The 12,808-nt window shown below is 47.3% G+C and carries 12 protein-coding genes; 5 read left to right on the top strand and 7 right to left on the bottom strand.

Annotated features, from left to right (window positions below; genetic code table 11):
* Nucleotides 1–8: 8 nt before the first annotated feature.
* Nucleotides 9–1,259 carry a M48 family metallopeptidase gene (locus BR62_RS0112965; protein ID WP_012117226.1) on the bottom strand — a complete coding sequence of 417 codons (1,251 nt, stop codon included), beginning with the start codon at nt 1,257–1,259 and terminating at the stop codon, nt 9–11.
* Between the two features lie 154 nt (nt 1,260–1,413).
* Between BR62_RS0112965 and BR62_RS0112960 the strand changes: the two genes are divergently transcribed.
* Nucleotides 1,414–1,809, top strand: coding sequence for a YhfM domain-containing protein (locus BR62_RS0112960; protein WP_012117225.1), 396 nt, complete (start codon nt 1,414–1,416; stop codon nt 1,807–1,809).
* Nucleotides 1,810–1,856: 47 nt separating this feature from the next.
* Here the strand turns inward: BR62_RS0112960 and BR62_RS0112955 are convergent, their stop codons facing one another.
* From BR62_RS0112955 to BR62_RS0112940, 4 genes are all read right to left on the bottom strand, one after another.
* Entirely contained in the window at nt 1,857–3,398 is a 1,542-nt protein-coding gene (locus BR62_RS0112955) for a fatty acid--CoA ligase family protein (protein ID WP_012117224.1), read from the bottom strand.
* Nucleotides 3,399–3,530: 132 nt separating this feature from the next.
* Nucleotides 3,531–4,175: an SDR family oxidoreductase gene (locus BR62_RS0112950; RefSeq protein WP_032871119.1), complete on the bottom strand. Its 645-nt coding sequence runs from the start codon at nt 4,173–4,175 to the stop codon at nt 3,531–3,533.
* Between the two features lie 80 nt (nt 4,176–4,255).
* Complete coding sequence (gene lplJ / locus BR62_RS0112945; protein ID WP_007409204.1) at nt 4,256–5,251, bottom strand: lipoate--protein ligase; 996 nt, start codon at nt 5,249–5,251, stop codon at nt 4,256–4,258.
* A gap of 12 nt (nt 5,252–5,263) precedes the next feature.
* Nucleotides 5,264–5,998, bottom strand: coding sequence for an MBL fold metallo-hydrolase (locus BR62_RS0112940; protein WP_032871118.1), 735 nt, complete (start codon nt 5,996–5,998; stop codon nt 5,264–5,266).
* Between the two features lie 151 nt (nt 5,999–6,149).
* Here BR62_RS0112940 and yhfH point away from each other — a divergent pair, with 151 nt between their 5' ends.
* On the top strand, nt 6,150–6,290 hold the full coding sequence (gene yhfH, locus BR62_RS19280) for a protein YhfH (protein WP_012117221.1): 141 nt from the start codon (nt 6,150–6,152) through the stop codon (nt 6,288–6,290).
* Nucleotides 6,291–6,524: 234 nt separating this feature from the next.
* Nucleotides 6,525–7,814, top strand: a complete 1,290-nt coding sequence (locus BR62_RS0112935; protein ID WP_007610442.1) for a cation:dicarboxylate symporter family transporter — start codon at nt 6,525–6,527, stop codon at nt 7,812–7,814.
* Nucleotides 7,815–7,854: 40 nt separating this feature from the next.
* Here BR62_RS0112935 and BR62_RS0112930 read toward each other — a convergent pair whose 3' ends face one another.
* On the bottom strand, nt 7,855–8,886 hold the full coding sequence (locus BR62_RS0112930) for a M42 family metallopeptidase (protein WP_007409206.1): 1,032 nt from the start codon (nt 8,884–8,886) through the stop codon (nt 7,855–7,857).
* 131 nt (nt 8,887–9,017) lie between these two features.
* Here BR62_RS0112930 and BR62_RS20005 point away from each other — a divergent pair, with 131 nt between their 5' ends.
* Nucleotides 9,018–9,239 (top strand): hypothetical protein, encoded by a 222-nt coding sequence (locus tag BR62_RS20005; RefSeq protein WP_007409207.1) that lies wholly within the window; start codon nt 9,018–9,020, stop codon nt 9,237–9,239.
* A gap of 136 nt (nt 9,240–9,375) precedes the next feature.
* A complete protein-coding gene (gene fabHB / locus BR62_RS0112920) occupies nt 9,376–10,353 on the top strand; it encodes a beta-ketoacyl-ACP synthase III FabHB (RefSeq protein ID WP_032871117.1) in 978 nt (325 codons plus the stop codon).
* A 62-nt stretch (nt 10,354–10,415) separates the two neighbouring features.
* On the opposite strand, the gene BR62_RS0112915 is transcribed toward fabHB, so the two are convergent.
* On the bottom strand, nt 10,416–12,749 hold the full coding sequence (locus BR62_RS0112915) for a YhgE/Pip domain-containing protein (protein ID WP_007409209.1): 2,334 nt from the start codon (nt 12,747–12,749) through the stop codon (nt 10,416–10,418).
* Nucleotides 12,750–12,808 lie beyond the last annotated feature (59 nt).

The raw sequence follows: 12,808 nt of genomic DNA, 5'->3' as shown, positions 1-12,808 counted from the left end.
TTTTTTTATTATTTTTCTTCCTCCGCATGTTCAATCCGCTCCATGATCGACGGGTGGCTCCCTCTGAAAATTTTGACGAGAAACGGCGGGTTGACCCGGCTCAGTCCCGTATCGGCCAAGTCCTGAAACGTCTCAATCGCCGCTTCCCGGTTTCCGGTCAGCTCAATGCCGTAACGGTCGGCGGCGTTTTCCTGATACCGGGAGACGGCATTCGTAATCGGATCAGAAGCAAAACTGAGAACGGATATGAGCAGCAATAACAGCGGGAGGGCGGCCAGATCTTCAGGCCCCTTTATATGAAGCATTCGGCCGAAGAATTTGGACAGCCGCTTATAAAGCTTGTCAATGATATAGAACCCGGCTAATGACAGCAGGAGATACCCGGCCAGTCCGATGTACACGTGCTTCATCACATAGTGCCCCATCTCATGCCCCATAATGAACAAAATTTCCCGATCCTTCAGTTTGTTAAGCGTCGTATCCCACAAAACGATCCGCTTATTCGAACCGATTCCCGTCACATACGCATTCAGCGCATTCGTTTTCTCCGACATATTTACTTCATAAACATGGCTGGCCGGAATATCAGCCTTGTCGGCAAGCGACAAGATTTTGCTTTCCAGCTCCTTGTCTTTCAGCGGATAGAAATCATTGTATAAAGGATCAATCACGACCGGCTGCAGAAAAAACAAAAACAGGGTAAACGGCACAGTAAGACACCAAGCGTAAAACCACCATTTTTTTGTATGCTTCGTGATCAGCCAGTAAAACACAAGCACACACACGGCAAACAGCGGAAAACTGATCCAGAAATCAATGACATGGTCTCTTATCCAGCTTGCTGTCGTCTGCGTCGAAATATGATACGCAAGCGAAACCCGATATCCGATCCATTCAAGCGGAAGCGAAGCCGCCGTAACGATGAGTGAAATCACAAATACGAAGCTTCCGATTTGCAGCACCCGAAAGCGCACCGCTGCTTCCAGCCAATGCTTTATTTTTTTGGCAAGCCCCGTAATGAGCAGCAGAAAAAATAAAAACCAATCTAACGGCGCACCGATGAAAAATAAAAAATCCTTTACATTTGAAAAGTTTTCAGCGGCTTCCAGGCGGCCCGGGTCCATAAACGAGGACGGATCGGCTTTCGTTCCCTTTACGGCCTCCGGGACGGCGGAGTCGCCTGTCATAAAGAAATACCAATAGAAAAAAAGGCCGTACAGCACATAGGCAAGTCCCGCTGCCGCTATCCATTTGCGCATGGAAGTCTCCCTCCTTAGCCTTATGACTTACTCCTATTGTAAGCATAAATGCAAATAAATAGAACCAAGCCTCCGAAACGGATGTTAATCTTTTCACAACAGAAAAGAATGGAACAACAGGAAGCGGGAAAGACTAAAAGACGGAGTGATGAATATGAAAAAAATAATCGCGTTTATTGTAGTAATCGCCCTTTTGGTTATTGCTTTCTTCTATGTATACAGCCGGACCGGCGATGTGTTTCCATCAAGCAACGCAGATCTGATTATTCTGTCTGAGCACGGAAAAAAAGAGATCAAAATTAAAGACAGGCAGAATGTAAAAGATATGCTCGATATCTTGAACCAAGGAAAACAAGTCAAACTGACCAAAAGCGTATCTCCCGATTACGACGGAACGGTCAAATACCATGAAGACCGTTTCGATTCATTCAGCATGTGGCTCGAAGGCGGCAATTATATGCTGTACAAGTATAAAAACACGTATTACAAACTGACCCGGCATGATACGAAGCTTGTGCAAAGCATCATTAAGGAAGAATCGCAGAGCTGACCGGATCAGCATGTAAAAGCGAAGCCCCCGGCTTCGCTTTTCGTCCGTCATTTCGGAAGCATGTCCCGGACCGCCCGCCTCAGCAGCTTCCCGGTCGCGTTCTTCGGAATCTCATCAAGAAAAACCACTTCCGCCGGCCGTTTATATTTTGCCAAATGTGTTTCACAGTAATCAAAAACCGCCTGCTCTGTCAGCTCACCGTCCCCCGGCACTATATAAGCATGCACCGCTTCCCCCGTTTTGGCGTCAGGAACGCCGATGACCACGGCTTCTTTAATGCCCTCATGGCTGTAGAGCACTTCTTCTACTTCGCGCGGATAGACGTTGTATCCGCCGACGAGAATCATATCTTTTTTTCTGTCGACGATATAAAAATAACCGTCTTCATCGCGCTTCGCCAAATCACCCGTGTACAGCCAGCCGTCTTTCAGCGCGTGCTCCGTCTCCTCGGGCATCTTGTAATAGCCTTTCATCACATTCGGCCCTTTCACGATCAATTCTCCCACTTGATGGTCGGGCAATTCGCGTCCGAGCGTATCGACGACTTTATTTTCGACATGTAAAATATTCGTCCCGATCGAGCCGGGCTTTCTCCCCCGGTCAAACGGATTAAAACAAGTAACCGGAGACGCTTCAGAAAGTCCGTACCCCTCCAGAATGGTGACGTCAAAGGTTTGTTCAAACGTCTGCAACAGAGCGACCGGCATAGAGGCCCCGCCTGAAATGCACAGTCTGACGGACGCAAAATCCTCCGCCTTGCCGTGCTCGTATTGATACAGATAGTTATACATCGTCGGAACGCCGGCAAAAATGGTTGCCTGACGGCTTTTAATCAGTTTAAACACAGAAGCCGGGCTGAATTGCGGCTCGATTAAGACACACGCTCCGCTCATCAGAGGCGCATTCATACAAACGGTTAAACAAAAAACGTGAAACATCGGCAATGCCGCCACAATTTTGTCTTTCTCATTCATTCCTAAGTATCCGGCGACATCATTTGCATTGGAGAAAAGATTCTGATGGGTGAGCATGGCGCCTTTCGGTTTTCCGGTCGTCCCTGAGGTGTATAAAATGACGGCAGTATCATCTTTGGACAATATCGGATAAGTTCTGCTGCGCTCCGCCGGGCAGAGCATTTTTGCAAACGTTGTCATTTTTAAGCGCAATTGAGGGTCTTCTGTCGATGGAGCGTTCTCTGCTGTCTGGCTGATAATGATATGCTCCAGCAGCGGCAGCGAGCCGTGCAGGCTTTCAAATACGGGAATTAAAAGGTCGATGCCGGCGATCGCTTTGACATCGCCGTTTTTCAGCATGTATGCGATTTCTGAAGGTGTATATGCCGGATTAACAGGTATGACGACAATTCCCGCTTTTAACGCGCCGAAAAACGCAATAACAAAATCAGGCGTATTTCCGAGCAGCAGCGCGAGATGATCCCCTTTTTTCAGTCCCCTGTCCTCCAAGCCGTTTGCAAATGCTTTGATTTTACCTGCCAGCTCCTCATACGTCATGTACTGATCTTGAAACAGACAAGCTGGTTTTTCCGGTTTCTGCGATGCCGTTTCTTCCAATTTGGAAACCAGATTCATTTTCCCACCCCTTTAAAAATTGTAATGAATGAATAGTCATTCATTTATCCGGAATAAACGTTCACTTTTATTATAGAAAAATATAGAAAAACACTCAAGGGCAAAAAGCCCCGAGTGCCGTAAAACCGGAAACTATAATTGTTTCAGCGCTTCACTGACCGGCGTGCTGCCCGCTGTCAGATCGAATGCTTTTTCATACGTATTCGGTTCATCAAGGGATGCGATAACGGTCTTGGCGACATCGTCTCTTGAAATGGAGCCTCTTTCTAAATCGGCTGCGGCTTTGATATTTCCCGTGCCGGGATCATTTAATAACCCGCCCGGCCGGATAATCGTATACGTCAGACCGCTCGCTTCAAGAATTTTATCCGCATAATGCTTTGCGGCGTAATACGGCTTCAGCGCTTCATTCCAATTGCCGCGGTTATGAGCCTGAAGGGCGCTTACCATAATGAACCGCTTGATGCCGGCTATCTTTGCCGCTTCTATCGCTTTCGCGGCTCCGTCAAGATCAATCAAAAGCGTCTTATCGTATCCGGTGCTTCCTCCTGATCCGGCGGTAAACACAATCGCGTCACAGCCTTCAGCGGCTTTCGCGATGTCTTCCGGGCTTCCTTCCAAATCTGCAAGAACGGCTTCTGTTCCCGCGGCTTGAAGCGCTTCTTTCTGCTCTTGTTTCCGGACCATCGCCCGCAGCGTATGCGTGCCGTCTTTTTGAAACAGCCCGGTCAGCCGCTGTCCGATCTGTCCGTTTGCTCCGATGAGAAATACTTTCATCATGATCCCTCCCCATTCATTATGGTTCTATCATTTCACAAAAACGGGCGCTGATTCAAATCATGCGTTCGGCAAATGTTCTAATAAATCAGCTCGAGGAAATCTTCCAGCTCTATTTTGCCGAAATACTGTTTCAGATCGATTCCGGCCAGCGCCTCCTTGATAGCGGTTCGGTCATACTGTTTTCCGGTCAACGCCTGTTCGACTTCACTCACATCTTTCGCACCGAAGAAATCACCGAAAATTTTGCAGTCCTGAATGATTCCTTTTTTCACTTCAAGACGCAGATCAATCGATCCGACCGGATAACGTTTCGAATGCTGAAGATTAAATGCGGGCGACCTTCCGAAATTCCAGTCCCAGTTTTGATAGCGCTCTTCGGAAATCTTCCGGATCGCTTTCCAGTCTTCATCGGTAAGTTTATATTCCGGCACTTCGGAAAGATCATTTGTATTAAAAATATGGTGAAGCAGGTGCTTTTTGAATTCATCCGCCGTCATTTTGTCATCAAGAAACTCGCTGATGTTGGCGACACGGCTTCTGATCGACTTAATGCCTTTTGATTCGATTTTGTCTTTTTTCACTTTCAAGGCTGACACAACATGATCAATGGCGGAATCCAGCATTAATGTTCCGTGGCTGAAAATACGCCCTTTCGTCGAAAATTGAGCGTTGCCGGAAATTTTTCTGCCGTCCGCGACGATGTCATTTCGGCCGCTTAATTCAGCTTCCACACCGAGCTGGCGCAGCGCCTGAATAACGGGTTCGGTGAATTTTTTAAAATTGTGAAAGCTGTCGCCGTCATCCTTAGTGATAAAACTGAAATTCAGATTCCCGAGGTCATGGTAAACCGCGCCGCCTCCTGACAGCCTGCGGACGACGATGATTCCGTTATCTTCTACGTATTTCGTATTGATTTCTTCTATTGTGTTTTGGTTCTTCCCAATGATAATCGACGGCTGATTGACATAAAACAGCAGGTATGTCTGTTCAGGGTCGAGATGCTTCACGCAATATTCCTCGATCGCGAGGTTGATCCTCGGGTCGGTTATGTTTTGGTTGTCGATAAATAACATGGTGCTCCTCCTTTATTTCTCCCACTTCAATCCGGAAGCGGCGATTGTCACTTCGCCCCCGAACTCGGATTCCGCTTCTTCTTTCAGCTTCCGGTGCTCGCCGAAATGAGGCAGATGCGTGAGAATCAGCTCCCCCGCTCCGGCCTCCTTCGCGATCCGTCCGGCTTCCAAACTGTTCATATGGCCGGCTGACGTGCCGTCCTGGTCTGCGTAAAAATTGCACTCGCAGATCAGCAGATCGGCATTTTCCGCAAACGGGATAAACGCGTCCTGGTAGCTTGAATCAGCCGTATACACAACAGAAGCTGAACCGTCAGTAATCCGCATCGCATAACAAGTGACCGGATGCACCGTTTTCAGGAAGGTAATGGTGAACGGCCCCGCAGAAAGCGGGCGGTCCGGCTGATAGGCCACTCCTTTTGTATGGGTTTTATATGTAAGACGCTCAAACTGTTCTATATCAGCATCATGCCCGTAAATCGGCAGTGCATGCGTCCCTTTTCCGAGAAAGGAGCCGACCTGTTTGGCAAATTGAAGCGGCCCGATATCAGCGATATGATCATGGTGATAATGGGACAAAATGACGGCATCAAGCTCTTCTGCCGGAACATAGGCAAACAGCTTTGATAATACGGCGCTTCCGCAATCGACGAGCAGAGAATAGCCGCCGGACTGAAACAGATAGCCTGAAGTTGCTTCGTTTGCGGCCGGAAACCCGCCGCAGCATCCAATAACTGTAACTTTCATATAATCCTCCGAATGTTTATGATAAAAAGATCCTTTCCTCCAATATACCTATTTTTCGTACAAATTGCATGTTTTAAACATTGTGCCAAAACAGCCGTTGATTTTCTTAAACTGTTATAATACAATGTAGAGACAAAACAATGAAAGAGGGATGGGTATGTTGGAAAAGATGTCGGATTTTTTCAGAAATTTACCCGGTAAGAAATGCGAAGAATGCGGAAATGAGATTGTTGAGCAGTATGAGTGTCACATTAATCTTTGCAATGACTGCTTGAAAATTAAGGATATGTGACAATAGGGCGCCGCACAATTCTAAGTTGTGCGGCGCCCGTTTTTTTCGGCCGTCATCATACTTTCTGAATAGGGAGTTATTCACCATTATTAGCAATTATCTGTACGTTTTAAAAGATTCAGTATATTCAATCTATATTTTTCTATAGACGGATTGTTTTCTTTTCTATTATAATTTGTTCTAATAGCTATCTTTTTAGATACTTATTGCACTTTTTTCTTCGGGAGGTAATCTATGAAAAAATTACGCTTTGGACTAGCGACGCAAATTTTCGTCGGACTCATACTAGGGGTTGTAGTCGGTGTCATCTGGTACGGCAATCCCGCCATTCCAACATATTTACAGCCTATCGGCGATTTGTTTTTACGCTTAATCAAAATGATAGTGATTCCAATTGTCGTCTCCAGCTTAATCATCGGCGTTGCCGGCGCGGGAAGCGGAAAACAAGTCGGAAAATTAGGCTTCAGAACGATTTTGTATTTTGAGATCATTACCACTTTTGCCATTATTCTCGGGCTGGCTTTGGCGAATCTGTTTCAGCCGGGAGCAGGCGTTAATATACATGAAGCTCAAAAGACAGATATCAGTCAATATGTTGAAACAGAAAAAGAACAAAGCGGTAAATCCGTTGCGGACACATTCCTGCATATCGTACCGACAAACTTCTTCCAATCATTAGCCGAAGGAGATCTGCTTGCCATCATCTGCTTTACGGTGCTGTTTGCACTCGGCATCTCGGCAATCGGTGAAAAAGGAAAGCCCGTCTTGGCCTTCTTTGAAGGTGTTTCTCATGCGATGTTCCATGTTGTGAACCTCGTCATGAAAGTTGCGCCGTTTGGTGTTTTTGCGTTGATCGGTGTTACCGTTTCCAAATTTGGGCTCAGTTCCCTGCTTTCACTCGGTAAACTGGTCGGTTTAGTATATGTAGCTTTGGCTTTCTTTCTCATTGTTGTATTCGGAATCGTCGGAAAGCTTGCCGGTTTAAACATTTTCAAATTCCTCGCCTATATGAAGGATGAAATTTTATTGGCGTTCAGTACGTCAAGCTCCGAAACCGTACTCCCCCGCATCATGGAGAAGATGGAGAAAATCGGCTGTCCGAAAGGTATTGTTTCCTTTGTTGTGCCGATCGGATATACCTTTAACTTAGACGGATCTGTGCTGTACCAATCAATCGCCGCTTTATTCCTCGCTCAGGTATACCACATTGACTTGACCATTTGGCAGCAGATTACCCTTGTGCTTGTCTTGATGGTCACTTCCAAAGGAATGGCTGCCGTGCCCGGGACTTCTTTCGTCGTCCTGCTTGCGACACTCGGCACAATCGGCGTTCCTGCAGAAGGCCTTGCATTCATCGCCGGTGTTGACCGGATTATGGACATGGCCCGTACGGTCGTCAATCTGACCGGAAACGCGCTGGCATCCGTTGTGATGTCAAAATGGGAAGGCCAGTATGATCCCGTTAAAGGCGCGAAGGTCATGAGCCTCGCCAAAACAGAACAAAACACAACCATCTCAGGTTAAAATGAAAACCCTGCACGGAATGATTTCCGCGCAGGGTTTTTTATGCCATCGGCGATAAAACGTACCGGTGCAAAAGCTTCGCCGTATTAAGAAGCGATAATTCATGCGTGCGTTCAAAAGCGTGTGAAGCGTCAATTCCCGGGCCGATCAGCCCATGGACGATGTCATGGCCCGAACGGATGGCTGCTGAGGCATCAGAACCGTAATACGGATAAATATCAAGCTGATAATCAATGCCATAGCGCTCCGCAAGCCCGGCCAGATGTTTTCTGAGCTGATAATGGTACGGGCCGCTCGCATCCTTCACGCAAATGGAGACGGTATATTCATCCGTAGACTGGCCGTCGCCGATCGCCCCCATATCAACAGCCAAGTATTCGACGGTCTCAGGAGGAATGTTGGAATTGCCTCCGTAGCCGATTTCTTCATTATTAGAAATCAGAAAATGCGTCGTATACGGAAGTTCGATTTTCTCTTCCGTGATGCGGCGGATTAAATTCAAGAGCAGAGCCACGCTCGCTTTGTCATCAAGATGCCGGGACTTAATAAAGCCGCTCGGCGTAATCTGCACGCGCGGGTCAAATGAGATGAAATCGCCGACCCTGATGCCGAGATCGGACGTCTCTTCCTTCGTCCGGACAGGCTCATCAAGACGGACTTCCATATTCTCCTGATTCCGCTCTGCCTTGCCGGCGTCCTTGTAGACGTGCACTGAAGTCTGATGCATTAAGATGGTGCCTGTATAGGTTTTGCCGGAAGAAGTTTGGATCTCGCAATATTCCCCTTCAATCGAGTGATAGCGGAAGCCGCCGATCAAGTCAATCTTCAGCCGTCCGTCCGCCTTTATCTCCTTTACCATCGCGCCGAGCGTATCGACATGCGCCGTCAGCAATCTGTGTTTCTTGTCATCACGGCCGGGAATTGTGACAAAAAGACCGCCTTTGCGGTTTCTGTAAGAGGAGACGCCCCATTCTTTTAAAAGACTTTCTGTATAGGCGATAACCTCGTATGTATTGCCCGTCGGACTCGGAATCGACACCAATTCTTTAATCAGTTCCATCGTATGTTTCATATTTGCCACAGGTCATTCCTCCTATCCATTTTATTCTTCTTAAAATATACTCTTTTGATCCATAACCCGTCCAATCTTTTCCTTCTCTTTTTTCATAGAATGAAGGGAGCATGAGCATAGGAGGGAAATGTATGATCAGCCGTAAACCGCACAAGCGGAAAAGGTTTCATAATGATTGGTTTGAGGATTGGTTTGAGGATGATTGGTCTGGTGCAGCCTTCTGGGGCTGTAAAAAAGAAAAAGATCACTGTAAAAAGAAAAAAGAAGACCCTTGTAAAAAGAAGAAAGAAAAAAAGAAGAAAGATAAAAAGAAGCATCATCATTCATGCCGCCGCTGCTGCCGTCATTGGTAATCGTTCACACAAGCCCGTTTTACAAATAGATATCTCATGCTCCCCAAACAGCGGATGCTGCTTGGGTTTTTTTATTAAAATTAGTACCAAGTAATAATATCAGGTGTTATAATCTGATATAAAGGAGTGATTTTTCATGTCAAAATCTAAAATTACAGCAATCGGTACATATGCTCCGGCACGCCGATTAACAAACGCGGATTTGGAGCGCATCGTCGATACATCTGATGAATGGATCGTCCAGCGCACCGGTATGAAGGAAAGACGCATTGCCGGCGAACATGAATTCACATCGGATTTGTGTGTGGAAGCGGTGAAAAACCTTGCAGAACGATACAGCGGAACTCTTGATGATGTCGATATGATCCTTGTCGCCACAACGACGGCGGACTATGCGTTTCCAAGCACCGCGGCACGCGTGCAGGCTTACTTCGGCTGGCCGCACACTGGGGCGCTTGATATTAACGCCACATGCGCCGGACTCACTTACGGCCTTCAGCTCGCAGACGCATTAATTACCGCCGGTTCCCATCAAAAAGTGATTGTCATTGCCGGTGAAACATTATCAAAGGTAACGGATTATACTGACCGGACGACCTGCGTTCTTTTCGGAGACGCTGCTGGCGCCCTATTGGTGGAACGCGATGAATCAGCGCCGGGCTTTTTGGCAGCCGTGCAAGGAACAGCGGGAGGAAGCGCGGACGTGCTGTATCGCACGGGACTGAGCACAGAATTAAACGGCGAGCCGCTTAAAGGCGGAGGAAACATGGTGCAAAACGGGCGCGAAGTATATAAATGGGCGGCCAGAACCGTGCCTGAGGAATGCAATGCCCTTTTAGAAAAAGCCGGCTTTTCAAAAGACGATCTGGATTGGTTCGTTCCTCACAGCGCCAACATGCGGATGATCGAATCCATCTGCGAAAAACTGCCCTTCCCGCTTGAACGGACGTTGACAAGCATTGAATATTACGGCAACACTTCATCGGTTTCTATTATTCTCGCATTGGATGAAGCTGTGAAAGCAAAAAAACTGTCGGAAGGCCAGACGCTGGTATTATTCGGGTTCGGCGGAGGATTGACGTATACCGGACTGTTGGTGAGATGGGGATTTTAAAAGTACGACGATCGAAATCTAAAAAAAAGAGGCCCTGAGCATCTGCTCAGAGCCTCTTTTTCTTATGCTGTTATTTCTTCTTCCGTTTTGTGTTCTTTTTTGCTTTGCACCGTAAAATACACGATGGTCAGCGCGATCATGACAACGGCGATGCCCAACAGAATGGATGCCTGCTGCCACATATAGCCGTAATCGCCATTTGAAATGACGGCGCGGAACCCGTTGATGCTGTAAGTCATCGGCAGTGCCCCGTGAATCACTTGATAGAATCCCGGCAGGAGTTCAAGCGGGAAGGTTCCTCCGCTTGCCCCGAGCTGGAGCACCAGAATGATGACAGCGATAAAGCGTCCCGGATTCCCCATCGTTGTCGCCAATAATTGAATCATGGACAGGAACGCGATGCTGGTAATCATCGTAAAGAGATAGAATCTCCACGTGCTTTCCACATCAAGCCCGATTCCTTTTAACAGAACCGTGGCGACAATAACGGATTGAATCAGTCCGACAAGAAGAATAACACTGAATTTGCTGAGGAACCATTCAAAACCGTTTCTCGGACGCCCTGAAGCTTCACTCAGAGGGAATACGACCGTCAGCATCAATCCGCCGACATACAAGCCCATAGAGAGAATATAAGGCGTCAGTCCGGTACCGTAGTTAGGCACGGAATGAATCGCGTTATCGTCCGTTTTTACCGGATCGGCAAACATGCTGTACGTTTTGTCATCTGTCTTAATGTCCCCGGTTTGATCAGCCGCATCTTTCAGCTGGCTGGACAATTGTCCGGTGCCGTCTAAAAGCTTGCTTAAACCGGTGCCGAGAGACGCTTGACCCTGCTCAATTTTGGACGAGCCGTCATGGATTTTGTTTTGCGCGTCCAGCAGTTTCGTTAAGCCGCCTGACACTTGGCCGCTCCCTGACACTAACGCTTCTGATCCTGATTTGAGCTGTCCGAACTTGCTGTTGTATTCGCCGATGCCGGCCGTCAGTTTGTTTTGGCTTTCAAAAACGGTCTGCGCTCCGCTGTATAATTTATCAGTTCCCGCTGTCAGCTGGTTAATCGCGTCTTGTACCGCCGCTGCGCCGTTATACAGTTTCGATGTGGACTGAGGCAGTGCTTTCAGCTGATCAGCCTTCGCTTTTACATCTTTGAGCGCGCTTTTTATGACTGACATATCCGGAAGCTGAATATCTCCGCCGGACGGAAGCTGGCTGACGATATTGTCTAAATCCGGAAGGTCAGCCTTCGGAAGCTTCTCATTCAGAAGCTGAACAAGTTTCGCTTTTTGCTCATCCGTTAAGAAATCACTGTCCTTAATCACCTTTTTGACCGCGTCATCCCGGGCATCCAGGCTGTTTTTCAGATCAGAAAGCTTCTTCTTAAACTGCTGCAGGTCCTTTTCAGTCTGTTCGAGCTGCCCAACCGCGTTTTCAATGTCTGACAGGTTGACTGAATTGATCGCATCTTCAAATGCCGCCGCTTTTTGCGACACTTCCTGCGCCTTGCTGTTTAACGCGCTTAATCCATTCGTTAAATCCGGAAGCTTTTGCTGGAGCTGCTTTTGTGCGTCAAGGCTTGTTTTCAGCCCGCTGGCCACTTGGCCTCCTCCTGAAGCAATCTGTCCTGATTTATCTTGAATTTCGGCGCTTGCGCTCTGAAGTTTTGCGATAGAGCTGTCAAGCGTTTGAATTCCGCTTGTCACTTTCGCCGCGCCGTCTGCAAGCTGCTGTGTTTTATCGCCGATGGTGGCGGTGCTTTCAGTAAGCTTCGCTAAATTTTCCTTCAGCTTGGCGCTGCCGTCTTTCGCGTTTTTCGTGCCGTCGTCTATTTTCTTGGCTCCGCTGCTGGCTTTGCCGAGCCCTTTGGCAATATCTTTAAAGTTATCAAAAATGACTTTTGCGTATTGCTCTGTCACTTCTTTCGACACGGAGGCTTTCAGTTTGTCGATCGCCTTTTCCCCGATTGTCGCGCCGACATAGTTTGATCCGGCATTCGTATGATATTTCAGATCCAGCTTCTTCGGATTTTTATCCATTACCGTGCTGGCGTTTTTAGAAAAATCTTCAGGAATCTCGACCAATAAATAATATTTAGCATTTAATAAGTCCTTTAACGATTGATCAAGATCGCTTGAAAAATGCCAATCAAAATTATCATTTTTCTTTAACTCTTTCACAAGGTCGTCACCGATCTGAAGATGTTTCCCTTCGTAGTCCGCCCCTTTATCCTGGTTGACAACGACAACCGGCAGCTGATCCACCGTGCCGTACGGGTCCCAGTACGCCTTCAAAAACACTCCGCTGTAGATCAGCGGAACGAATAATATGGCAATGATGGGGATTAACAGTTTCTTGTTCGTTACAATGTCTTTCCACTGGCTTTTTATTGTATTCAACCCTGTTGCCTCCTTCCGCAAACTGACTCATTTGACAAAACGGTCACGGCACCTAAAAA

The sequence above is a fragment of the Bacillus sp. UNC69MF genome, from assembly GCF_000746035.1.
Lineage (GTDB): Bacteria > Bacillota > Bacilli > Bacillales > Bacillaceae > Bacillus > Bacillus velezensis.
Note: the sequence above shows the minus strand (reverse complement) of the source record. Positions and strands in the feature narration are given on the sequence as shown.

Excerpts from the sequence above, each read along its gene's own strand:
- BR62_RS0112955 (WP_012117224.1), bottom strand. The coding sequence starts at position 3,398 with ATGAATCTGGTTTCCAAATTGGAAGAAACGGCATCGCAGAAACCGGAA.
- BR62_RS0112965 (WP_012117226.1), bottom strand. The coding sequence starts at position 1,259 with ATGCGCAAATGGATAGCGGCAGCGGGACTTGCCTATGTGCTGTACGGC.
- lplJ (WP_007409204.1), bottom strand. The coding sequence starts at position 5,251 with ATGTTATTTATCGACAACCAAAACATAACCGACCCGAGGATCAACCTC.
- BR62_RS0112930 (WP_007409206.1), bottom strand. The coding sequence starts at position 8,886 with ATGAAACATACGATGGAACTGATTAAAGAATTGGTGTCGATTCCGAGT.
- BR62_RS0112960 (WP_012117225.1), top strand. The coding sequence starts at position 1,414 with ATGAAAAAAATAATCGCGTTTATTGTAGTAATCGCCCTTTTGGTTATT.
- yhfH (WP_012117221.1), top strand. The coding sequence starts at position 6,150 with ATGGGTATGTTGGAAAAGATGTCGGATTTTTTCAGAAATTTACCCGGT.
- BR62_RS0112935 (WP_007610442.1), top strand. The coding sequence starts at position 6,525 with ATGAAAAAATTACGCTTTGGACTAGCGACGCAAATTTTCGTCGGACTC.
- BR62_RS0112940 (WP_032871118.1), bottom strand. The coding sequence starts at position 5,998 with ATGAAAGTTACAGTTATTGGATGCTGCGGCGGGTTTCCGGCCGCAAAC.
- BR62_RS20005 (WP_007409207.1), top strand. The coding sequence starts at position 9,018 with ATGATCAGCCGTAAACCGCACAAGCGGAAAAGGTTTCATAATGATTGG.
- fabHB (WP_032871117.1), top strand. The coding sequence starts at position 9,376 with ATGTCAAAATCTAAAATTACAGCAATCGGTACATATGCTCCGGCACGC.
- BR62_RS0112950 (WP_032871119.1), bottom strand. The coding sequence starts at position 4,175 with ATGAAAGTATTTCTCATCGGAGCAAACGGACAGATCGGACAGCGGCTG.